The organism is Roseovarius sp., from assembly GCF_965228755.1.
Classification (GTDB): domain Bacteria; phylum Pseudomonadota; class Alphaproteobacteria; order Rhodobacterales; family Rhodobacteraceae; genus Roseovarius.
Map to the genome: position 1 here is coordinate 1,942,556 of NZ_CBDDIG010000005.1, position 19,707 is coordinate 1,962,262.

A 19,707-nucleotide genomic window follows, 5' to 3' on the forward strand; every position below is an offset into this window, starting at 1 on the left:
CTCAGCCTCCGAATTCCACAATCACCGCACCAACGGCGATCAGCGCCATCAGCGCGATCCGCCGCGGGCCCACCGTCTCGCGCAGCACCAGCCAGCCGATAAGCGCGGCAAACACCGTCGAGGTCTCGCGCAGCACCGCCGCCTCGCCCACCTTGTCCAGCCGCGTGGCCAGCATGATCGACCCGAACGACATATAAGCCACCAGCGCCCCGATCACACCCCTCGCCAGCAACCCGCCGGTCTCGGGCCGCACCTCCATCCGCCGCCAGCGCCAGAGCGCATAGATCGGAATGCAGATGCCGTCGACGAGGAACAGCCAGACGATGAAGGTGAACGGGTTCGCCGTGGCCCGGATGCCATAGGCGTCAATCGTGGTGTAGAGCGCCACAAAGATCCCCGTCAACACCGCCAGCCCCAGCGCCGCCGGCAAGGTCTCCCGCGCCACCCGGATCGTCCGCAGGTTATAGACCGCCAGCCCGTAGATCCCCGCCAGCAGGACCGCCACGCCCAGCCACTGCACCGGCGTAAACGTCTCGGCAAACAAAAGCCACGCGCCGATCACGGTAAACAGCGGCCCCGTCCCCCGCACCACCGGGTAGACCACCGTGTAGGCGCCCCGCATATAGGCCATGCCCTGGAAGATCTTGTAGACAAGGTGCACCACCGCGCAGAGCGCGAAGATCGGCCACATATGCGGCTCGGGCCACGGCACCACGAACAGCGCCAGCGGCACCGAGATCACGAAATAGCTGGCGTCGATCGCCCCCCGGCTGGTCCACGGGTCGAACCGCCCCTTCTGCAACGCCCCCATGACGGCGTGCAGAAAGGCCGCGAACACCGCCAGGCACAGCGCCAGCGTATGCCCCGCCCCGGTCCCCTCCAGCGAGATCAGCCAGTCGCTCATCCCGCCGCGACGACCCCGGAACCGCAGGCCCCCGAGTTCGTTGAATTGTCAGGTAGGAGACAAGGGACACCATGATCGACCACTTCGCCGACATGTTCACTGGCAATTTTTCCGCGGTTCCGGCCTCGATGGCCTTCGCCCGGCTCACCGCCGCGGTGGTGCTCGGCGCGCTCATCGGCTTCGAGCGGGAATGGCGGCACAAGCCCGCGGGCCTCCGCACCCATATCCTCGTCTCCGTCGCCGCCTGCCTGTTCGTGATCATCGGCCAGGAACTCGCCGCCCTCGAATTCGGCGGTCAGGGCGAACAGCAGAACGACCCGATCCGCATGATCGAGGCGGTCACCGCCGGCGTCGCCTTCCTCGCCGCCGGGCTGATCTTCACCTCCAAGGGCGAGGTCCGGAACGTCACCACCGGCGCCTCGCTCTGGCTGGCGGGGGCCGTGGGCCTCGGCTGCGGCGCGGGCCAGATGCCGCTCGCGGCCATGACCACCGCCATCGTGATCGTCGTCCTCTTCGCGCTCCGTCAGATCGAGATCTGGATGGGCACCCACTGAGCCGCTCACCGCGCCTCGAGCCCGGTCAGCGCCGCGGCGAACTCCTCCGGATCGAACGGGGCGAGGTCGTCGATCTGCTCGCCCACCCCGATCGCATGGATCGGCAACCCGAACTTGTCCGCCAGCGCCACCAGCACGCCGCCCTTGGCGGTGCCGTCCAGCTTGGTCATCACCAGCCCGCTCACATCCGCCAGCTTCTGGAAGGTCTGCACCTGTGACAGCGCGTTCTGCCCCGTCGTCGCATCCAGCACCAGCAGGGTGTTGTGCGGCGCGCTCTCGTCCTTCTTGCGGATGACCCGGACGATCTTGGCCAGCTCCTCCATCAGGTCGGCCCGGTTCTGCAACCGCCCGGCCGTGTCGATCATCAGCAGGTCGGCGCCATCCTTCTGCGCCTTGTCCATCGCATCCCACGCCAGGCTCGCGGGGTCCGAGCCCTCCGGCGCCGTCAGCACCGGCACCCCGGCCCGGTCGCCCCAGATCTGCAACTGCTCCACCGCGGCGGCCCGGAACGTGTCGCCCGCGGCAATCACCACCGATTTGCCCGCCGCCTTGAACTGGCTCGCCAGCTTGCCGATCGTCGTGGTCTTGCCCGACCCGTTCACACCGACCACCAGCACCACCTGCGGGCGGTTGGGGTAAAGCGGCATGGGCTTGGCCACCGGTTCCATGATCCGGGCGATCTCGGTCGCCAGCAACTCCTTGATCTCCTGGCTGGATACGCGCTTGCCCATCCGACCCTCGGCCATGTTCGCGGTCACCCGCAGCGCGGTATCCACGCCCATATCCGCCGTGATCAGCAGCTCCTCAAGCTGCTCCAGCATGTCGTCATCCAGCGCCCGGCGCACCACCGTCTTCGCCTCGCCGCGCCCCAGCAGACGGCCCAGCAGGCCGGGCCTTGGCGCGGCCTCCGGTGCCAGCTCGCCCTGCGGGCCCGGAAAGGGCTCGGGGATCGGTTCGGGAATGGGCTCCGGAATGGGGGCCGGCATCGCCTCGGGCGCCACGTCCCGCGCCTGCGGCACGTCGCGTACCGGCACTTCCTGCGGCGGCTCGACAGGCTCCGGCAGGTCCGGCTCCGGTGTCTCAGGGGGCGATCCGGGCGCGGGCGGCAGGTCGGGCTGCGGGTCTTCCCGCGGCGCATCCGGCACCGGCGGCTGGTCCGGCTGCGGCGCTTCCGGCGGGGCCTCCTGCGGCCTTGGCAAGTCCGGCTCCGGCGCCTCCGCCGGCGCCTCGGACGGCTCTGGCAAATCGGGCTGTGGCACCTCTGGCGGCGCATCGGGCCGCTCGCGCGGCTCGGGCGCGGCGGCCTCCTCCTCGCCGCCGTCCTCGACGATCGCGTCCAGCCCCTCCTCCAGCTTTGAGGAAGATTTGAACAAGCGTTCCTTTAGCTTCGAGAAAAACGCCATGGGCCCTCCGGGTTGCCTGCCCTTTTCACCTAATCCCATTGCCGGGGATTTGGAAGCCTCAGCCCGCCAGCGCCACCGCCATCATCACCTGCGCCCCGAAATAGAGCGCCCAAAGCGTCACCGACAGCGCCCGGTCAAACCGTTCCGCCACGTCCCGCCGGAACATCTGCACCGCCAGCAACGTATCCGACAGCACGAACGCCCCCGCCCCCAGCGCCGCAAGCCACAACGCCCCCGGTAGCGCCAGCGCACAGCCCGCCATCACCGTGATCAGGGCAACATAACCCCGCACCGGCCAGCACATCTCGCCCGTATGCGGCGCCAGCCAAAACTCCGTGGACCCCGCCAGCGCCAGCAAGGCCACCAGCGGCACCACGGGCGGCCCGCCCTCCACCAACCCGAACAACAAGGCGATATAAGCCACATGCGCCAGCGCAAAGGCGCAAAGCCCCGTCAGGAAGGCCGGCTCCCCCTCCCGCGACAGCGCGTAATCTCCCACCGCCGACAGCCCCAGCGCCACCACCAGCCACACCGGCCCGCCGGCCAGCGCCGCCCACAGCGCCAAAACCGCCACCGGCACCGTCTTCACCACGCTGCGCCATACCGAAACCGGCCCGTGACAGAACCACAGGCCATAGACCACGGCCACACCGCACCCGAGGGCAAGGAGCGTTCCCATTACCGGTTATTTACCTTTCGCGGCCCATCATTTTCTTCTTCTGACGCGAATTCCGCGCTAAAGTCACGATATTCCAAGGCTTGCGGAGGGACAAAAATGTCGGAAGCCACAACCACCAAACCAGCTACATGGCGCGTCGTCGTCGCCTTTATTCTCGACCTGTTTTTCAGTTTCTTAATATTCGGCTTCATCATCGCCAAGATCACCGGCGACACCACCGAAGGCGGGTTCGAACTGAACGGCCTGCCCGCGATCATCCTCTTCGCGCTGGTGATCATCTACATGGTCGGGATGCCGCGCGTCGGCGGGCGCCTGTTCCAGCGGCTTTTCAAAGCGATCTGAGGGGCTTACCCCTCAGACCTCATCCGGAAAATGCTTCATCGTCAGGCGAATGGGGTTCGGCGCCGCCTGCCCCAGCCCACAGATCGAGGCATCGCCCATCGCCTGGCAAAGCTCCTCCAGCAGCGGCTGGTCCCAGCGGTCCGCCTCCATCAGCTTGACCGCCTTCTCGCAACCCACCCTGCACGGCGTACACTGGCCACAGCTTTCATCCTCGAAGAACCGCAGCATGTTCAGCGCGGCCTGCTTGGTGCTGTCCTTGTCCGACAGGACCACCACCGCCGCCGAACCGATGAACGTGCCATGCTCCTGCAGCATGTCGAAATCCAGCGGCACATCCGCCATCGACGCGGGCAGCAAGCCCGATGACGGCCCGCCCGGCTGATACGCCTTGAACGTATGCCCGTCGAGCATCCCGCCCGCGGCCTCGATCACGTCGGTAATCGTCGACCCGGCCGGCAACAGATGCACGCCCGGCTTCTTGACCCGGCCCGAAACGGAGTAGGATCGCAGTCCCTTCCGCCCGTTCTTCTCGGTCCCGGCCAGCACGTCCTTGCCCTCGCGCAGCACCTTGGTGACCCAGTAGAGCGTCTCGACATTGTTCACCAGCGTCGGCCGGTCAAAGATCCCCACCTGCGCCACGAAGGGCGGGCGATGCCGTGGCAGGCCCCGCTTGCCCTCGATCGATTCGATCATCGCGCTCTCTTCGCCGCAGATATACGCCCCTGCGCCCCGGCGCAGGTCGATATAACCCTTCTCGACGATCCCCGCTTCCTCCAGCGCCGCGATCTCGCGCCGCAGGATTTCCAGCACGGCGGGGTATTCGTCGCGCATGTAGATGAAGCAGGTCTCGGCCTCCACGGCCCAGCCCGCGATCAGCATTCCTTCAAGAAAAACATGGGGTTCCCGCTCGAGGTAAAAGCGGTCCTTGAATGTCCCCGGCTCGCCCTCGTCACCGTTCACGGCCAGGTAGCGCGGCCCTTTCTCGGCCCGCACGAAGCCCCATTTCCGGCCCGACGGGAACCCGGCGCCGCCAAGGCCGCGAATGCCCGAATCCAGCAGCGTCTGCTGGATATCCTCGAACACCCCGCCCTTGCGCACCTCCGCCAGCGTGGCATACCCTCCACCTTCACGATAGGCCGCAAGCCCTTGATATTCCGGCAAATGCGCATGCGTGTCATCCGCCGCAATCGCCGCCTTCACCTTCTCCGGCGTCGCATGGTCGATATGGTTGTGCCCCAGCTCCAGCACCGGCGCGGTATCGCAGCGCCCCATGCACGGCGCCCGCAGAACCCGCACCTCCGACGCATCCAGCCCGGCCTCAAGCGCCGCCTTCAGCTCCTGCGCCCCGGCCAGCTCGCAACTCAGCGAATCGCACACCCGGATGGTCAGCGCCGGCGGCGGCGTCTCGCCTTCCTTCACCACGTCGAAATGCGCGTAAAACGTCGCAACTTCATAGACTTCGGCCTGCGCAACCCGCAGTTCCTCGGCCAGCGCCCGCAGGTGCCCGGCCGACAGGTGCCCGAATTCGTCCTGAATCAGGTGCAGATACTCGATCAGCAGATCCCTGCGCCGCGGCCCGTCGCCCAGAAGCCCGCGCACGTCCTCCCACGCCTGATCCTCGAGCTGACGGCCCTTCGGTGTGCGCCGGCCCTTGCCGCGCCCCGATTTCCAGACACCCTTGCGCTCATCCAGTGCCATCCGACACCTCCTCTGACGTGATTGCCCGGGTTCTACCGGTGGCACGGCAACAACGCGATGCCAAAAACGACAAACAAGCGCCCGGAAGCGTTGCGGTTTCCTTTACCGCGCGTGTAGTAGAGCTGTTCGGAAACGGGTTTCTCGCGCCGCATCTCCGGCGTTCGGGGGCGAAAGGACGGCAAACGATGCTTCTCTTCGCCGGTGTCACGGTTACGGCCTTCGTGCTTGTCGGTCTCGCCGGCCTTGTCGGCGGCGCCTGGCCCTGGCTTGCCGCCCTGTACCTCACCGGGTTCGTCTTCCTGATGGACAGGCTCATGCCCGACACCATCACCAACACCGAGCCCGACGCCGAATTCCCGGCGGCCACGCCCCTCCTCGTCACCCTCGGTCTTGCCCATTTCGCCCTTCTGGCGCTGGCCACATGGGCCGTCGGCGGGCCGAGCGGCCTCGCCCCGGCCGAGCGGGTGCTCACTGCCCTCGCCGCCGGTCTCGTCTTCGGCCAGATCTCCCACCCCGTGGCGCACGAGCTCATCCACAAACCGAGCCGCTTACTCCGCCACCTCGGTCGCTGGATGTACACCACCCTCCTCGTCGGCCACCACGCCAGCGCCCATCTCCTCGTCCACCATGTCCACGTCGCCAGCGCCGCCGACCCCAACAGTGCACCGCGGGGCGAGGGCTTCTATCGTTTCGCCCTCCGCGTTGGCCGGCAATCCTTCCTCGCCGGCCTCCGCGCCGAGAACCACCGCCGCAAGCGCGCCTCGAAACCCGGCTTGCACCCCTACATCACCTACGTCGGCGGCGCCCTCGCCACCATGGCGGCGGCCCTCCTCCTCGCCGGTCCCACCGGCATCGCCGCGCTCCTCGCCATGGCGATTTACGCGCAATTACAGATCCTTATGTCGGATTACGTCCAGCATTACGGCCTCCGCCGGGCCACGCTGCCCAATGGCAAGCCCGAGCCCGTCGGTCCCCGCCATTCCTGGAACGCCCCGCACGCCTTCTCCTCCGCCCTCACCGTCAACGCGCCGCGCCATTCCGACCATCACGTCACCCCCGCGCGCGCCTACCCGGCCCTGCAGCTCGACCCGGGCACCATGCCCTGCCTGCCCCGCTCGCTGCCGGTGATGGCCGCCATCGCCATGGTCCCGCCCCTTTGGTTCCGCATGATGAACCCGCGCTGCGACCGCTGGCAGCGGGTTGACGCCACATCGCCCGAAACCCGTCCCGACCCTGTCGAAATCGGCTAGCGCCCCGCCATCGCATCTGCCAAACTCGCCCCCATGCGAAAAGCCCTTTTGTCCCTCTGCCTGCTGACCCTGCCCCTGCCCGCCACCGCGGCCGACGTCATGGACGCCGGAGAGTTCGAAGCCTACACCAGCGGCAAGACCTTCTATTACGGCTCGCGCGGCGAGCCCTACGGCGCCGAGGAATACCTCGCCAACCGCCGCGTCCGCTGGACCTTTCTCGACGGCAAGTGCCAGGAAGGCGTCTGGTACGAGGATGACGGGCTGATCTGCTTCGTCTACGACAACCAGCCCGACCCGCAATGCTGGAGCTTCACGCGCCGCTCCGGCGGGCTCATCGCCCAGTTCGAGAACGACCCGGCCCAGACCGAGCTCTACGAGGTGCGCCAGACGGACGAACCGCTGATGTGCATGGGGCCCGACGTCGGCGTCTAGGCTTGTCCTTTCGCGATGCGGACGGACATCTTAATCGCTGAAATCACCCGGATACTTTCCAATTCCTGACATTTCCGGATCAACCCGCAGGCTCAGAACAACGACCCCTGGTCCGGCACATCCGGCTTCGGTTTCGCCCGCTTCACGGCCCCGCCGCCGCCCGACACCACCGGCATCCGCCCATCGGCGAACTCGATCTCCAGCGCCCCGGCCTGCTCCGCTGCGGCCTTGGTCGTCACCACGCCGCCATCGCCCCGCACCACGGCATAGCCGCGCCTGAGCGTCGCCTCGTAGCCCACCGTTTCGCGCAGCCGCTCCAGCCCGTCGATCCGCTCGCGCCAGCGCAGCACCTGCCGCGACCCGGCATCCGACAGCCGCCGCGACAGCGCCGATAAATCCCGTGATTTCCGCGTGATATCCCGCTCGATCGCCCCGGTGCCCAGCCGGCCCACCGCCGTCTCCAGCCGTCGGCGGTCACTCTCCCACGCCCGCCGTAGCAGGCCGGGCCGCAACGCGCCGGAGCACTCGAAAAGCTGCACCCGCCTGAGCTGCACCGACCGGGTCAGCGCATTCGGCAACCGCTCGGCCCAGCCATCCAGCCGCTGCCGCGGCCCGTCCAGCAGCGTCTCGACCCGCGGCAAGGCCCGCGCCAGGTCGCGCAGACGCTGCCCCCGGTCGCTGATCCCCTTGGTCAGCGCATGGGTCAGCCGCGCCTCCTGGTTGTCGGACCACGCCAGCAGATCAAGCCGCACCGGCACCGCCAGCTCCGCCGCCGCCGTCGGCGTCGGCGCCCGCACGTCCGACGCGAAATCAATGAGCGTCGTGTCCGTTTCGTGCCCCACGGCGGAAATCAGCGGTATCTGCGACGCCGCCGCCGCCCGCACCACGATCTCCTCGTTGAACCCCCACAGATCCTCGACCGAGCCACCGCCGCGCGCCACGATCAGCAGATCGGGCCGCGGCAGCGCGCCCCCCGGCGTCAGCCGATTGAACCCCTCGATGGCCCTTGCCACCTCCGGCGCACAGCGCTCACCCTGCACCGCGACGGGCCAGATCAGCACCTTGCGCGGAAACCGGTCCCGCAACCGATGCAGGATATCCCGGATCACCGCCCCCGAGGGCGACGTGACAACGCCAATGATTTCAGGAAGATACGGCCGCCTCTTCTTGCGGGCCTCGTCAAACAGCCCCTCCGCCGCCAGGGCCTTCTTGCGCTTCTCCAGAAGCGCCATCAGCGCGCCCACCCCGGCAGGCTTCACATCGTCGATGACGATCTGGTAGCGCGACTGCCCCGGAAAGGTGGTCAGCCGCCCGGTCGCGACAACCTCCATCCCCTCCTCCGGCTGCACCGCCAGACGCTGGGACACCCCCTTCCAGATCACCCCGGCCAGCACGGCCCGGTCATCCTTCAGGTCAAGGTAGATATGCCCCGACCGCGGCCGCGACACGCGGCCCACCTCGCCCCGCACACGGACGAATCCGAACTCCCCCTCGACCACGCGCTTGACCGCGCCGGACAGCTCGGAGACGGAAAATTCGGGGGCGTTCTCACCCGGGGCCGGGTCATCGATCAGATCGGACATGACCCATTCATGCCCGATCCGATCGGCGATGAAAAGCGCCCGCGCTTACGCGGCGCGCTTGTTGTGGCGGCCTTCGGCGATCTCTTCGATCACCTTGGCGCTGAAGGCCGGCAGGTCGTCGGGGTTGCGGCTGGTCACAAGGCCGTTCTCGCAGACGCATTCGCTGTCTTCCCAATCGCCGCCGGCATTGATCACGTCGGTCTTGATCGAGTGGTACGAGGTCACCTTGTTGCCTTTCAGCACACCGGCTTCCACCAGCAGCCAGGGCCCGTGACAGATCGCACCGATCGGCTTGCCGGCGGCCCAGAACGCCTTGACGAACTCGACGGCGGTCGGGTTCGCGCGCAGCAGGTCGGGGTTGATCTGCCCGCCGGGCAGCACCAGCCCGTCATAGTGATCGGGCTGCGCATCGTCGAGCAGCTCGTCGACCTTGACGGAGGTGCCCCAGTCGCTGCCTTCCCAGCCCTTGATCTCGCCGCTCTCGGGCGAGACGACATGCACCTCGGCGCCGGCTTCGCGCAGCGCCTTCAGCGGGTGTTCCAGTTCCGATTGCTCAAAGCCGTTCGTCGCCAGGATGGCGACCTTCTTGTTGTCGAGACGTGCCATGTTGCGTGTCCTTTGGTTGAAGTGGGTTTCTTGCTATCCCAACGTGCCCGGCCGCCGCCCTGTTCCTGCGCCCTTCCGCCGCTTGCCACCTTCCGCCACTGCCGCTATCGAGAGGCCGGAACCGGGCAAGGAGGCGTGCGCCATGAACATTCTCATCCTCGGCGGCGGCGGGCGCGAACACGCGCTGGCCTGGGCGGTCATGCAGAACCCCAAATGCGACAAGCTGATCGTCGCGCCGGGCAATGCCGGCATCGCCGAGATCGCCGAATGCGCCACGCTCGACATCGAGGACGGCGCGGCGGTGGTGAATTTCTGCGACGGCAACGCCATCGAATTCGTCATCATCGGCCCCGAGGCGCCGCTCGCCGCCGGCGTCGGCGACCGCCTGCGCGACGCGGGCCTGCTGGTCTTCGGCCCGTCCGAGGCCGCGGCCCGGCTGGAGGCCTCGAAGAGCTTCACCAAGGAAATCTGCGACGCGGCCAAGGCCCCCACCGCCGCCTATGGCCACTTCACCGACGCCGCCGCCGCGAAGGACTACGTGACGGCCCAGGGCGCTCCCATCGTGGTCAAGGCCGACGGGCTCGCCGCCGGCAAGGGCGTGATCGTGGCGGAAACCGTCGAGGACGCCCACGCCGCCATCGACGACATGTTCGGCGGGGCTTTCGGCGGGGCGGGCGCCGAGGTGGTGATCGAGGAATTCATGGAAGGCGAGGAAGCCTCCTTCTTCATCCTCTGCGACGGGGAAGAGGCGCTGCCCATCGGCACCGCGCAGGATCACAAGCGCATCGGCGAAGGCGACACCGGCCCCAACACCGGCGGCATGGGCGCCTACTCCCCGGCGCCGGTGCTGACATCAACTATCGCCGACAAGGCCTTGAACGAGATCATAAAACCCACCCTGCGCGAAATGGCCAAACGCGGCACCCCCTACCAGGGCGTCCTCTATGCCGGGCTGATGATCAAGGACGGCGAACCCCGCCTCGTCGAATACAACGTCCGCTTCGGCGACCCGGAATGCCAGGTGCTGATGATGCGCCTCGGCGCCCAGGCCTTCGACCTCCTCCACGCCGCCGCCGAAGGCCGCTTGGCCGAGGCCCGCGTCAACTGGGCCGACGATCACGCCATGACCGTGGTCATGGCCGCCGACGGCTATCCGGGCGTTTACGAAAAAGGCAGCACCATCAAGGGGCTGGAGGACGTTCCTGAAGACAGCTTCCACATGGTCTTCCACGCCGGCACCGGCCGCAAGGACGGCCAGTTTGTCGCCACCGGCGGGCGCGTTCTGAACGTCACGGCGCGGGGGGCGACATTGCGCGAGGCGGCCGACCGGGCTTACGGGATGATCGAGAAGATCGACTGGCCGGAGGGGGTTTTCCGGCGCGATATCGGGTGGCGGGCGCTCTAAGCCTTTGGGATCGAACGGCTTGCGCCATCCGACGGGAGCGAGGGGCCAGCCCCTCGCGCTCCCCGGGATATTTTCAGCCAGAAGAAGCGTTTAGCAGCGGGTTGCAGCGTTGAGGCTGTAGGGACCGGTATACGGGCCGAGGTCGCGGTGAGTGACCCGGCCTGATGTGAGCCGCGCCGCCACGATACGGCTCCAGTCGGCACTGGCAGTCACAACCTCCACAGCACCCCCACACCGGCGCACCCCGCCGGCAATGAAATCCCAGCCGATCCGGTGATTGGTGAACCCTTCGCCATCCGCCACGTGCTCGAGCTTGCCACCCCGAAACCGCCAGACCCGCAACCGCTTGGCCAGGTGCGGCCGGTCCACGTAGGCCAGCTCCACATGCCCGTCGCCATCCAGATCCGCCACCGCCACAGGCGCCAGCCAGCGGTGCCGCTGCCCGATATGGGGCGTTGCCGCCACCAGCCTGGCGCGCCGGTCATAGACCGCCAGCTTCGCCCCCGTCGCGGCGTTCGACTGTACCACCACGATCTCCGGCAGCCCGTCACCGTCGAGATCGGCCAGCCTTGGCGCGATATCCTCGAACACCTCGCCCCGCGGAAGGACCACCTCCGCCGGGCAAGTGATGCGGCTATCGCCGGGTATCCGCAGATGAATGGTCAGTGCTTTGGCGTCGCGCAGGTCGCCCAGCACGCCATGCCCGTATGCGTCCGTTTCCTGCAAAAACCCCGCATGCATCACCAGCCGCGCGCCTCTCGGCACCCAGCCCTCATGCGCACCGCCACCGGGTTTCGTATTGACTACTTCGGCCTCGGCAAACCGCCCCGGAAGCCCATACCCCCCGGTCCGCGCCTCGCAGGCCCAGCCGACAGCCGGCAGCAGCAGCCCGAGGGCAACCGCCGCCAGCGCGCGCATCAGATCTGCTTCTCGGGCATCTGCACCACCAACCCGTCCAGCGCATCCGTCACCTTGAGTTGGCAGGTCAGGCGCGAGCGCGCCGGGTCGGGCTCATACGCGAAGTCGAGCATGTCCTCTTCCATGTCGTCCTTCTCGGGCAGCTTCTCCACCCAGGCCGGGTCGACATAGACATGGCAGGTCGAACAGGCGCAGGCCCCGCCGCAATCCGCCTCGATGCCGGGGATGTTGTTGTCGCGCGCGCCTTCCATCACGGTCAGCCCGTTGGCCACCTCGACCACATGTTCGGTGCCGTTGTGCTCGATATAGGTGATTTTCGCCATGACTGCGGTCTCCCTCGCCTCGGATTTCAATGGTTCCTAGCCAAGCCATGTAGGAGAGGCCAGCCCCATTTGCGACAGGACGCGCCGGGAGTTGCGACAAATCCCGAATGTTCTATATTCGTTCTCATGAAAGTGGTCTCTCCCACCCGCCCCGGCACATGGCCGCGCCCGCCCGCGGCCCTCGTCGCCGCCCGGCTTGACGAACCGCCGGGCGGCGCCCGCGTCACCGTGGCCGGGCTGGTCATCCTGCGCCAGCGCCCCGGCACCGCCAAGGGCGTGATCTTCCTCACGCTCGAGGACGAGACCGGCGTGGTCAACATCGTCGTCTGGCGCAACATGTACGAACGCTTCCGCCGGGCGGTGATCTCGGGACGGCTCCTGCGGGTCACCGGCCGGGTTCAGCGCGAGGCCGGCGTCGTTCATGTCGTCGCCGAGGAGATCGAGGATGTGTCCCCGCTGCTAGACCGGCTGCTCGATCCCGATTGCCCGCTTCCCCGCGAGGGCGAAACCGGCTAGACTGCGCCGCAACAAGACCGCCCGCAAGAGGCATCGAGCATGAAAATCAACCTGTTACCAGCCGTTGTTGCGGCCACATCCCTGCTTGGCGCCTGCCAGGCGGGCCTGCCCGAGATGGCCGAACCCGCCGAGGTGGTCGCCCGCGATGCGCCCCCCGGCGCCCAGCCCGGCACCTGCTGGGCACAGGACGAAACCCCCGCCGTGATCGAGACGGTGACCGAACAGGTCGTGGTCCAGCCCGCCGGGCTTGCCACCGACGGCGCCACCGGCACGCCCGCCGTCTACAAGACGGAAACGCAGCAGAAGATCGTCAAGCCGCGCAAGGCCACCTGGTTCGAAACCCCCTGCGAGTACCAGCTCACGCCGGAATTCAACACCTCCCTGCAACGGGCGCTCAAGGCGCGCGGCCATTACCGCGGCCCGATCAACGGCGAGATGGACGGCGTCACCAAGGCCGCCATCCGCGCCTATCAAAAGCCGCAGGGGCTCGATTCGGCCAAGATCTCGCTGGCGGCCGCCCGGCAGATGGGCCTCTCGCCGGTCGAGCTTCCCGGCGAAAAGGAACGCCGGCTCGAGGCCGCGGCCAAGGCCGAGAAGATCCTCGAGGCCGAAGAGGCGCGGATCGCCGCCGAACAGGCCGCGCTCCGCAAGGAGGCCGAACAGATCGCCCGCCTCGAGGCCGAGAAGGACGAGGCCGCCCGGAAGGAGGCCGAACGCCAGGCCAAGGCCGTGGCCGAGGCCGAAGCGGCCGCGAAACGGGAAGAAGAACGCCTTGCCGCCCTCGAGGCCGAAAAGGCCGAACAGGCCAAACGGGAGGCCGAGGAACAGGCACGGCAAGAGGCCGAGACGGCCGAAAAGGCCAAACGCGCGGCCGAGCTGGAAGCGGCCCTCGAGGAAGAGAAGAAACGTAACAACGGCAGCCTCACGCCGCTGCCGATTTCCAAGGAAACCTATTAGCGGCGCGTCCGGCTGCGCCCCTTACACGTCCCGCCGGGTGCGCAGGTAGATCAGCGGGTAAAACACCAGCCCCAACCCCGCGCCGATCAGGATCACCAGCCGCGTCAGGTTGCCTGCGCCCTCCGCGTCAACCCGTTGATAGATCAGCCAGAACGCCACCCCGAAAAGCGCCGGCAACACCAGCACCGCCACCGCGTACATCGCGGCAAACCGCACACCGCCCTCCGCCTGCGCCGCACAATACGCACAGCCCCAGACGCCCATGTAGATGCAGATGACCGCGATCAGCATGACCCGGATCTAGCGCGATCCGGCCCGCGGGCGACCGGCCTCAGGCCATCCCGCCCTGCACCAGCCGATCGGCAAGCTGTGCATAGGCCTGCGCCATCGGCCCGTCGCCCAGCGCGATGGGCTTGCCCTCGTCGCCCGCCAGCCGCGTATCGAGGTCGATGGGCAGCGCGCCGAGGAACGGTATCCCCAGCTTCTCCGCCTCCTTCGACACGCCGCCATGCCCGAAGATATGCGCCTCGTAGCCGCATTCAGGGCAGTGAAACACCGACATGTTCTCGATCAGGCCAAGGATCGGCGTCTTCAGCGTGTTGAACATGTCCATCGCCTTGCGCGCATCCAGCAGCGCCACGTCCTGCGGCGTCGACACGATCAGCGCGCCGGTGGGCTGCGCCCGCTGGCTCAGCGTCAGCTGCACGTCGCCCGTCCCCGGCGGCAGGTCGACGATCAGCACATCGAGCTCGCCCCAGTTCACCTGGCTCAGCATCTGCTGCAACGCCCCCATCAGCATCGGCCCCCGCCACACGACCGCCTTGTCGGGGTCGAGCATCAGGCCGATCGACATGAAGGTCACGCCATGCGCCTTGAGGGGTTCGATGATCTTGCCGTCGGGGCTGGCCGGGCGCTTGCTTTCGCCCATCATGCGCGGCTGGCTGGGGCCGTAGATATCCGCGTCCAGCAGCCCCACCTTGCGGCCCTGCTTCGCCAGTGCAACGGCAAGGTTCGACGACACGGTCGACTTGCCCACGCCCCCCTTGCCCGAGCCCACGGCAATCAGCGAGCGCACCGAGGCCGGCCGGATCGAGGACTGCCCGCCCTTCGGGTGCCCGCCCAGCTTCAGCGAGGGCGCGCCCTCGTCCGATCCGCCGGCGGGTTTACCGGGCGCCTTGCCCTTCTGCTCATGCGCGGTCAAGGCGACCGAGGCCCGCTCGATCCCCTCGACCGAGGCCGCCGCCCGCTCTGCGGCGGCGCGCAGCGGCTCCATCTTGCGGGCGATATCGGGGCTGGGCGCCTCGATCACGAATCGCGCAACACCGCCCTCCACCGACAGCGCCCGCACCATATCGCGCGAGATCAGGTTGCCGCCGTCCGGCAGCTCCAGCCGCTTCAGCTCGGCCTCTATTGCAGCGCGAATATCGCTCATGCCCGTTCTCCCGTCAGTTCTGCTGCAATAGGTGGCAGATTTTTCTGCACCTGCAAGGGGTAGAAATTTTTAGCTTAAAATACAGACACTTTGCCTCAATTTAGGTCAGTCTTTCTTATGCAGTTTCTGCATAGCAGCAATGATTATCTGGGTATTGTGCACATGCAGCATTTGGCTATCTTTGTTCTCAGAAACAAAAAACGACATCCCCTCGCGAACGGGGGCCAGGAAAGAAGACGGAGCCGAAAATGGCATACACAAGCGAGAAGAGCGCCGCACAGACGGGCCTCGCCATCGAAATCAGCGCTGCAGCGCATCACCTGATGCAAGCGGCATACGACTACCTCGCCTACCGCGCAACCGTGCGCGAACTGTCCGAGCTGGACGCGGCCACCCTGGCCGATCTCGGTATCCACCGGTCCGGCATCCGCGCTGCGGCGCGGGAGGCAGTCTACGGCGAATAACAAGGTTCGGGTGTCCCTCTCCTCCTCCCTGGGGCATCCGGAAATGGCGACGGCATCTCTCCTCCTCCCTGATGCCGTCGCCCAAAATACCGGGGCCAATTTTCGGTCCTGACAGCTGCGTAAGGCCCTACTCCTCCTCCCAGGGCCGAACGTAATGGAACGGCGGCGCCACTCCTCCTCCCAGGCGTCGCCGTTTTCTTTTTTGGGTACCGCGTGCCTCCCGGTGACCGTGCCGGATGCCCGCCTATTCGACCGTCTCCCGCACCCGCAGCGTCTTCGAGACCGACGCCAGCCGCCACGGCCGCTCCTGTCCGTCCGGCCACATCTGGTCCAGCGTGGGCGTCCCGTCGAGCCGATCGACTTCCGCAAAGATATAGCGCCCGCATTCGCGCAGCTTCACGTGGCTCGCGCCCCAATCGGCCTTCAGGCTCTCCTCCAGCCGCTGGGCGTCCTCCGCGATCTCGTTGGTGTCGAGCTTGCGAGGTGTGCCATCCACCAGCTCCGCCGCGGAAATGGTCAGCGCCTTGCGCCCGTCATTGATGATATTCACCGAGATGACGAGCGCGGCGACCGAGTCGGCCCACCACCAGCCGAGCCCCACGCCGATCACCCCGAAGGCACCCGCAAGGCCCGTCATCCAGTCGGCCTTCTGCATCAGGGCATCGGTATACAAAACCTTGTCCTGAAGCTTGCGGGCCAGGGGAATTTTCAGCCGGCCGAGAATGACCGGCGGCACGACCGAATAGGCAAGAACCGCCACCATCACCCATCCCATCCAGAGATCGGCCCCGAAGACCGGCGCCGGTCCGATCGTCGGGTGTTCTGCCTGAACGAGCTTCGACATCGAATCGTAGACCAGGAAGAGGCCCATCACGACAAGCCCCGTGGCAGAGACAAGGAATGCCAGGCTGTTGAACCGTGCATATCCGAAAGGAAAGCGTTCGGTTGGGCGTTTCTGCTCGAAATGCAGGGCAATAAGAAAGGTGGTGGCCGGCAGCAATCCGAGAAGGTCCTCGACCCAGGCCGACTTCATCGACTGGCTCGACCCGATGGCAAAATACATTCCCACCACGATGGTCGCCTGCCAGAACAACGTCCACCATTCCAGCCGGCGGGCCCGGCGCAGGGTGTCATGTATCTCTTTGGGAACGTTCTTCACGGCCGCCCCTTCTCGATCACCCGCTCTATCGACAGCAGCCACCGGTTTTCTCCGTTATGCACGGCCCCGCGAAGAACCGGCACCCTCTTGCCGGGCTCCGGTCTGACCACCGATCTCGTGAAGGCGACCCGCTCGTTCCACGGCGATTTTTCGGGAAATACGCCGATGACCAGGTCAAGTTCGGCCTCCTCCAGCGCCCGCAGCAGCGCCCCCTCTGCGCCGATGCGGCCATCGAGGTCAACCCCGTGCGCCTCGGCCACACGTGCCGCGAAGCGTTCCATTTCCGGATACCGGCTCTCCGCCTCGCCGCCGACGAACCCGACCCTCATCATTCCGGCGGCCTCGACGTTCCGGGTCGTCCCCAGCGGGTCCGAGGGGATCTCGAGACACCCGGCAAGGCAGAACAGAAGTGTCGGAAGGAACAGCCGGAAAGGGTTCATCACTCTATCGGAACGTCGCCGGCGCGGCGCCGGTTCCGGGCCATTGCCATCGATCCACCTTGACGGGCGAAGCCCCGCCTGCTCCCTTTCCCCCGACCACAAAAGGAGCCGTCATGTCCGCCATCCCCGAAGAAACCCGGAACGCCATTCTCGACGCGGTCGAGGCGGGCTTCGAAGACCAGGTCGCCTTTCTCGCCGACCTCACCCGCCTGCCCAGCCGCCGCGGCGAGGAGGACGCCGCGCTCGACTACATGTCCGACGCCCTGGCCGCCCGCGGCTGGCAGGTCGACGATTGGACCGTGCCGATGAGCGAACTCGTGAACGAACCGGGCTTTTGCGATTCCGGCGGCGATCTCGTCGCCATCCGCTCGGTGACCGGCACGCTCGACGGGGCCGGAACGGGCGGCAAATCCCTGATCCTGCAGGGCCATCTCGACGTCGTGCCCGAAGGCCCCGCCGAAATGTGGTCCGCCCCGCCCTACGAACCGGTCGTGAAAGACGGCTGGATGTACGGCCGCGGCGCCGGCGACATGAAGTCGGGCGACACCGCCGCCCTCTTTGCCGTCGACGCCATCCGCCGCGCCGGCTTCGCCCCCGAGGGCCGCCTGCACTTCCAGTCCGTGGTCGAGGAGGAAAGCACCGGCATGGGGGCGCTCGCCACCCTGGCCCGCGGCTACCGCGCCGATTGCGTCTTCATCCCCGAACCCACCGGCCACACCCTCGTCCGCGCCCAGGTCGGCGTCGTCTGGTTCAAGCTGCGGGTGCAGGGCCGTCCCGCCCACGTCGCCTATGCCGGCACCGGCGCCAACGCCATCATGGGCACGTTCCAGCTTCTCACCGCGCTGGAAGAGCTTTGCGAAGACTACAACGTCCGCGCCGCCGATCACCCGGCCTACAAGGGCGAAGAGCACCCGATCAACTTCAACGCCGGCAAGATCAAGGGCGGCGACTGGGCCTCCTCGGTGCCCTCCTGGTGCGAGGTCGACTGCCGCATGGGCCTGCTGCCCGGCTGGTCGGTCGACGACGTCAAGGCCGAGATCGCCGATACCGTCGCCAGGGCGGCCGAGGCCCACCCCTTCCTCCGCTCCAATCCGCCGGACATCGTCTGGAACGGCTTCCAGGCCGACGGCTTCGTCCTGGAGAACGCCGACGCCCCCGAAACCGCACTGTCGGCGGCCCACAGATCCGTCTTCGGACAGGACGGCCCCCAGGACAGCGCCTTCACGGCGTTGACCGACACGCGCTTCTACGGGCTCTACCACGGTATCCCCAGCCTCTGTTACGGGCCAGTGGCCGAGAACATCCACGGGTTCGACGAACGGGTCGACCTCGCCTCGGTGAAGCAATCCACCGGCGTCATCGCCCTCTTCATCGCCGAATGGTGCGGCCTGACCAAGGCCTGAGCCGGGTCTACCCGGCGCGCACCCGCGCCGGGTTGCCCAGGACCATCGTGTCGGGCGCCACGTCCCGCGTCACCACGCTGCCCGCGCCGACGATCGCGCCATCCCCGACCGTCACGCCAGGCAACAGGATCGCCCCGCCCGCGACCCACACCTCGCGCCCGATCACCACCGGCCGCGCCCGTTCCAGCCCGGCCACCCGCTTGGCCCGGTCCTTGTGATGCGTCGGGCAATAGATCTGCACCCCCGGCCCCAGCATCGTGTCATCCCCGATCCGCACCTCGGCGGTATCCAGAATCGTACAGCCCGCATTCATGTAGACCCGCGCCCCCAGGTGGATGTTCACCCCGTAGGCACAGTGAAACGGCGCCTCGATCATGCAATCCTCGCCCATCTCGGCGAACAACGCCGCCAGCGCGGCGCCAATCGCCCCGCGCTCTGCCGGCACGCCGGTGTTATGCGCATGGCACGCCGCCCGCGCCGCATCCTGCATCGCAAACAGCTCCGGGTCATGGCACGTGTACCACGCCCCCGCCTGCATCTTCTCTTTCTCGCTGGTCATGCCGAACCCTAGCGGGCGGCGCGCCCTCAGTGAAGCGCCCGCCGCCGCCCCCGGCGCGCGCCGCCCGTCATCGGCCGCGTCGCCTGCCGCAGGAACACCACGAAGGCACAGGCCGCATCGCTTTCGGGCTCTCGCGCCTCGGCGCTGTCCAGCGCGGCCTTCGCCTTGGCCGGCGTCACCTCGCCCTCGAGGCCAAAGGCCCATTCAAGGAACCCCAGCCGCGCCACGCTGTCGGCCTCCGCCCCGGTGGCCTCGCTGCGTTCCAACCCGTCCAGTATCCGCGTCGCGGTCATATCATCTTCTCCACCGGCCACACCCCGGGCCGAACTGGGGCGAAGGACAGCAAGGCGATGCGCCGAAACCCATCCGCCCGCACCGCCCCCCGCGGCTTGACGTTGCTCCAAGGCTGGTTTCCGGGCTCGCGGGTCAGGACAGGGGCACCTTCCCGGACAAATGCGTCCAGTGGCATCTCGCCCCTGCCCCCCATACTTACCGTTGCGGGGGCAGCGCCGGTCTCTCACCGGCTTCCCAATTCTCCGGCCCCTCCGAGAAGGGCACCGGCACCTCGGACATTCACTGTCGCACCTCGCCGCGCCCCACACAAGCGAAGATCGCAGGCAACGCCCCGGCCCCGGCCCAACGGCCCCGCCCGCCCCTAATCCCCGCGATCCGCCATTTTG

General features: G+C 67.4%; 23 protein-coding genes and 1 riboswitch. Of the genes, 9 read left to right on the top strand and 14 right to left on the bottom strand.

Translation table 11 applies throughout. The features are described 5' to 3' along the window. Position 1: 1 nt before the first annotated feature. Positions 2-904: an EamA family transporter gene (locus ACO07J_RS13205; RefSeq protein ID WP_422029587.1), complete on the bottom strand. Its 903-nt coding sequence runs from the start codon at positions 902-904 to the stop codon at positions 2-4. Positions 905-975: 71 nt separating this feature from the next. Here ACO07J_RS13205 and ACO07J_RS13210 point away from each other — a divergent pair, with 71 nt between their 5' ends. After that, on the top strand, positions 976-1,458 hold the full coding sequence (locus ACO07J_RS13210) for an MgtC/SapB family protein (RefSeq protein WP_422029589.1): 483 nt from the start codon (positions 976-978) through the stop codon (positions 1,456-1,458). A 5-nt stretch (positions 1,459-1,463) separates the two neighbouring features. Here ACO07J_RS13210 and ftsY read toward each other — a convergent pair whose 3' ends face one another. Next, positions 1,464-2,861, bottom strand: coding sequence for a signal recognition particle-docking protein FtsY (ftsY, locus tag ACO07J_RS13215; RefSeq protein ID WP_422029591.1), 1,398 nt, complete (start codon positions 2,859-2,861; stop codon positions 1,464-1,466). A 58-nt stretch (positions 2,862-2,919) separates the two neighbouring features. After that, positions 2,920-3,540, bottom strand: coding sequence for a lysoplasmalogenase family protein (locus ACO07J_RS13220; RefSeq protein WP_422029593.1), 621 nt, complete (start codon positions 3,538-3,540; stop codon positions 2,920-2,922). A 96-nt stretch (positions 3,541-3,636) separates the two neighbouring features. On the opposite strand from ACO07J_RS13220, the gene ACO07J_RS13225 reads away from it, so the two are divergent. Continuing rightward, positions 3,637-3,882, top strand: a complete 246-nt coding sequence (locus ACO07J_RS13225) for a hypothetical protein (protein ID WP_422029595.1) — start codon at positions 3,637-3,639, stop codon at positions 3,880-3,882. 12 nt (positions 3,883-3,894) lie between these two features. Here the strand turns inward: ACO07J_RS13225 and ACO07J_RS13230 are convergent, their stop codons facing one another. Then, positions 3,895-5,580 (bottom strand): NAD(P)H-dependent oxidoreductase subunit E, encoded by a 1,686-nt coding sequence (locus ACO07J_RS13230; RefSeq protein WP_422029597.1) that lies wholly within the window; start codon positions 5,578-5,580, stop codon positions 3,895-3,897. A gap of 185 nt (positions 5,581-5,765) precedes the next feature. Between ACO07J_RS13230 and ACO07J_RS13235 the strand changes: the two genes are divergently transcribed. Beyond that, on the top strand, positions 5,766-6,830 hold the full coding sequence (locus ACO07J_RS13235) for an alkane 1-monooxygenase (protein ID WP_422029599.1): 1,065 nt from the start codon (positions 5,766-5,768) through the stop codon (positions 6,828-6,830). 33 nt (positions 6,831-6,863) lie between these two features. Beyond that, complete coding sequence (locus ACO07J_RS13240) at positions 6,864-7,262, top strand: hypothetical protein (protein WP_422029601.1); 399 nt, start codon at positions 6,864-6,866, stop codon at positions 7,260-7,262. Between the two features lie 92 nt (positions 7,263-7,354). Here the strand turns inward: ACO07J_RS13240 and xseA are convergent, their stop codons facing one another. After that, positions 7,355-8,845, bottom strand: a complete 1,491-nt coding sequence (gene xseA / locus ACO07J_RS13245) for an exodeoxyribonuclease VII large subunit (RefSeq protein WP_422029603.1) — start codon at positions 8,843-8,845, stop codon at positions 7,355-7,357. A 45-nt stretch (positions 8,846-8,890) separates the two neighbouring features. Beyond that, positions 8,891-9,451, bottom strand: a complete 561-nt coding sequence (locus ACO07J_RS13250; RefSeq protein ID WP_422029604.1) for a type 1 glutamine amidotransferase domain-containing protein — start codon at positions 9,449-9,451, stop codon at positions 8,891-8,893. A 142-nt stretch (positions 9,452-9,593) separates the two neighbouring features. Here ACO07J_RS13250 and purD point away from each other — a divergent pair, with 142 nt between their 5' ends. Continuing rightward, the gene (gene purD, locus ACO07J_RS13255; RefSeq protein WP_422029606.1) at positions 9,594-10,856 is read left to right on the top strand and encodes a phosphoribosylamine--glycine ligase; all 1,263 of its coding nucleotides are present in this window, start codon (positions 9,594-9,596) and stop codon (positions 10,854-10,856) included. 90 nt (positions 10,857-10,946) lie between these two features. Here purD and ACO07J_RS13260 read toward each other — a convergent pair whose 3' ends face one another. Together ACO07J_RS13260 and ACO07J_RS13265 are read right to left on the bottom strand one after the other, a co-directional pair. Next, complete coding sequence (locus ACO07J_RS13260; protein WP_422029608.1) at positions 10,947-11,774, bottom strand: FG-GAP repeat domain-containing protein; 828 nt, start codon at positions 11,772-11,774, stop codon at positions 10,947-10,949. Continuing rightward, positions 11,774-12,097 carry a 2Fe-2S iron-sulfur cluster-binding protein gene (locus tag ACO07J_RS13265; RefSeq protein WP_422029610.1) on the bottom strand — a complete coding sequence of 108 codons (324 nt, stop codon included), beginning with the start codon at positions 12,095-12,097 and terminating at the stop codon, positions 11,774-11,776. Before ACO07J_RS13265 ends, ACO07J_RS13260 begins: the two co-directional genes overlap by 1 nt. A gap of 126 nt (positions 12,098-12,223) precedes the next feature. Between ACO07J_RS13265 and ACO07J_RS13270 the strand changes: the two genes are divergently transcribed. Next, complete coding sequence (locus ACO07J_RS13270) at positions 12,224-12,613, top strand: OB-fold nucleic acid binding domain-containing protein (RefSeq protein WP_422029612.1); 390 nt, start codon at positions 12,224-12,226, stop codon at positions 12,611-12,613. 39 nt (positions 12,614-12,652) lie between these two features. After that, positions 12,653-13,570, top strand: a complete 918-nt coding sequence (locus ACO07J_RS13275) for a peptidoglycan-binding protein (RefSeq protein ID WP_422029614.1) — start codon at positions 12,653-12,655, stop codon at positions 13,568-13,570. A 21-nt stretch (positions 13,571-13,591) separates the two neighbouring features. On the opposite strand, the gene ACO07J_RS13280 is transcribed toward ACO07J_RS13275, so the two are convergent. Together ACO07J_RS13280 and ACO07J_RS13285 are read right to left on the bottom strand one after the other, a co-directional pair. After that, the gene (locus ACO07J_RS13280) at positions 13,592-13,861 is read right to left on the bottom strand and encodes a hypothetical protein (RefSeq protein ID WP_422029616.1); all 270 of its coding nucleotides are present in this window, start codon (positions 13,859-13,861) and stop codon (positions 13,592-13,594) included. Positions 13,862-13,901: 40 nt separating this feature from the next. Beyond that, a complete protein-coding gene (locus tag ACO07J_RS13285; RefSeq protein WP_422029618.1) occupies positions 13,902-15,002 on the bottom strand; it encodes a P-loop NTPase in 1,101 nt (366 codons plus the stop codon). A gap of 248 nt (positions 15,003-15,250) precedes the next feature. Here ACO07J_RS13285 and ACO07J_RS13290 point away from each other — a divergent pair, with 248 nt between their 5' ends. Then, positions 15,251-15,466 carry a DUF1127 domain-containing protein gene (locus ACO07J_RS13290; protein ID WP_422029620.1) on the top strand — a complete coding sequence of 72 codons (216 nt, stop codon included), beginning with the start codon at positions 15,251-15,253 and terminating at the stop codon, positions 15,464-15,466. Between the two features lie 244 nt (positions 15,467-15,710). Here ACO07J_RS13290 and ACO07J_RS13295 read toward each other — a convergent pair whose 3' ends face one another. Together ACO07J_RS13295 and ACO07J_RS13300 are read right to left on the bottom strand one after the other, a co-directional pair. After that, on the bottom strand, positions 15,711-16,625 hold the full coding sequence (locus ACO07J_RS13295) for a cation diffusion facilitator family transporter (protein ID WP_422029622.1): 915 nt from the start codon (positions 16,623-16,625) through the stop codon (positions 15,711-15,713). Further along, positions 16,622-17,065: a hypothetical protein gene (locus tag ACO07J_RS13300; protein ID WP_422029624.1), complete on the bottom strand. Its 444-nt coding sequence runs from the start codon at positions 17,063-17,065 to the stop codon at positions 16,622-16,624. The genes ACO07J_RS13295 and ACO07J_RS13300 overlap by 4 nt, the downstream gene beginning before the upstream one ends. Before the next feature lie 113 nt (positions 17,066-17,178). Here ACO07J_RS13300 and ACO07J_RS13305 point away from each other — a divergent pair, with 113 nt between their 5' ends. Next, on the top strand, positions 17,179-18,468 hold the full coding sequence (locus ACO07J_RS13305; RefSeq protein ID WP_422029626.1) for an ArgE/DapE family deacylase: 1,290 nt from the start codon (positions 17,179-17,181) through the stop codon (positions 18,466-18,468). 7 nt (positions 18,469-18,475) lie between these two features. On the opposite strand, the gene ACO07J_RS13310 is transcribed toward ACO07J_RS13305, so the two are convergent. Beyond that, on the bottom strand, positions 18,476-19,027 hold the full coding sequence (locus ACO07J_RS13310; protein WP_422029628.1) for a sugar O-acetyltransferase: 552 nt from the start codon (positions 19,025-19,027) through the stop codon (positions 18,476-18,478). Between the two features lie 26 nt (positions 19,028-19,053). Next, positions 19,054-19,320: a hypothetical protein gene (locus tag ACO07J_RS13315; RefSeq protein WP_422029630.1), complete on the bottom strand. Its 267-nt coding sequence runs from the start codon at positions 19,318-19,320 to the stop codon at positions 19,054-19,056. 94 nt (positions 19,321-19,414) lie between these two features. Continuing rightward, positions 19,415-19,609: riboswitch (cobalamin riboswitch) on the bottom strand. Positions 19,610-19,707 lie beyond the last annotated feature (98 nt).

What these genes read in the sequence shown, in the direction of transcription:
- ACO07J_RS13205 (WP_422029587.1), bottom strand. Translation starts at nt 904, where the DNA reads ATGAGCGACTGGCTGATCTCGCTGGAGGGGACCGGGGCGGGGCATACG.
- ACO07J_RS13210 (WP_422029589.1), top strand. Translation starts at nt 976, where the DNA reads ATGATCGACCACTTCGCCGACATGTTCACTGGCAATTTTTCCGCGGTT.
- ftsY (WP_422029591.1), bottom strand. Translation starts at nt 2,861, where the DNA reads ATGGCGTTTTTCTCGAAGCTAAAGGAACGCTTGTTCAAATCTTCCTCA.
- ACO07J_RS13220 (WP_422029593.1), bottom strand. Translation starts at nt 3,540, where the DNA reads ATGGGAACGCTCCTTGCCCTCGGGTGCGGTGTGGCCGTGGTCTATGGC.
- ACO07J_RS13225 (WP_422029595.1), top strand. Translation starts at nt 3,637, where the DNA reads ATGTCGGAAGCCACAACCACCAAACCAGCTACATGGCGCGTCGTCGTC.
- ACO07J_RS13230 (WP_422029597.1), bottom strand. Translation starts at nt 5,580, where the DNA reads ATGGCACTGGATGAGCGCAAGGGTGTCTGGAAATCGGGGCGCGGCAAG.
- ACO07J_RS13235 (WP_422029599.1), top strand. Translation starts at nt 5,766, where the DNA reads ATGCTTCTCTTCGCCGGTGTCACGGTTACGGCCTTCGTGCTTGTCGGT.
- ACO07J_RS13240 (WP_422029601.1), top strand. Translation starts at nt 6,864, where the DNA reads ATGCGAAAAGCCCTTTTGTCCCTCTGCCTGCTGACCCTGCCCCTGCCC.
- xseA (WP_422029603.1), bottom strand. Translation starts at nt 8,845, where the DNA reads ATGTCCGATCTGATCGATGACCCGGCCCCGGGTGAGAACGCCCCCGAA.
- ACO07J_RS13250 (WP_422029604.1), bottom strand. Translation starts at nt 9,451, where the DNA reads ATGGCACGTCTCGACAACAAGAAGGTCGCCATCCTGGCGACGAACGGC.
- purD (WP_422029606.1), top strand. Translation starts at nt 9,594, where the DNA reads ATGAACATTCTCATCCTCGGCGGCGGCGGGCGCGAACACGCGCTGGCC.
- ACO07J_RS13260 (WP_422029608.1), bottom strand. Translation starts at nt 11,774, where the DNA reads ATGCGCGCGCTGGCGGCGGTTGCCCTCGGGCTGCTGCTGCCGGCTGTC.
- ACO07J_RS13265 (WP_422029610.1), bottom strand. Translation starts at nt 12,097, where the DNA reads ATGGCGAAAATCACCTATATCGAGCACAACGGCACCGAACATGTGGTC.
- ACO07J_RS13270 (WP_422029612.1), top strand. Translation starts at nt 12,224, where the DNA reads ATGAAAGTGGTCTCTCCCACCCGCCCCGGCACATGGCCGCGCCCGCCC.
- ACO07J_RS13275 (WP_422029614.1), top strand. Translation starts at nt 12,653, where the DNA reads ATGAAAATCAACCTGTTACCAGCCGTTGTTGCGGCCACATCCCTGCTT.
- ACO07J_RS13280 (WP_422029616.1), bottom strand. Translation starts at nt 13,861, where the DNA reads ATGCTGATCGCGGTCATCTGCATCTACATGGGCGTCTGGGGCTGTGCG.
- ACO07J_RS13285 (WP_422029618.1), bottom strand. Translation starts at nt 15,002, where the DNA reads ATGAGCGATATTCGCGCTGCAATAGAGGCCGAGCTGAAGCGGCTGGAG.
- ACO07J_RS13290 (WP_422029620.1), top strand. Translation starts at nt 15,251, where the DNA reads ATGGCATACACAAGCGAGAAGAGCGCCGCACAGACGGGCCTCGCCATC.
- ACO07J_RS13300 (WP_422029624.1), bottom strand. Translation starts at nt 17,065, where the DNA reads ATGAACCCTTTCCGGCTGTTCCTTCCGACACTTCTGTTCTGCCTTGCC.
- ACO07J_RS13305 (WP_422029626.1), top strand. Translation starts at nt 17,179, where the DNA reads ATGTCCGCCATCCCCGAAGAAACCCGGAACGCCATTCTCGACGCGGTC.
- ACO07J_RS13310 (WP_422029628.1), bottom strand. Translation starts at nt 19,027, where the DNA reads ATGACCAGCGAGAAAGAGAAGATGCAGGCGGGGGCGTGGTACACGTGC.
- ACO07J_RS13315 (WP_422029630.1), bottom strand. Translation starts at nt 19,320, where the DNA reads ATGACCGCGACGCGGATACTGGACGGGTTGGAACGCAGCGAGGCCACC.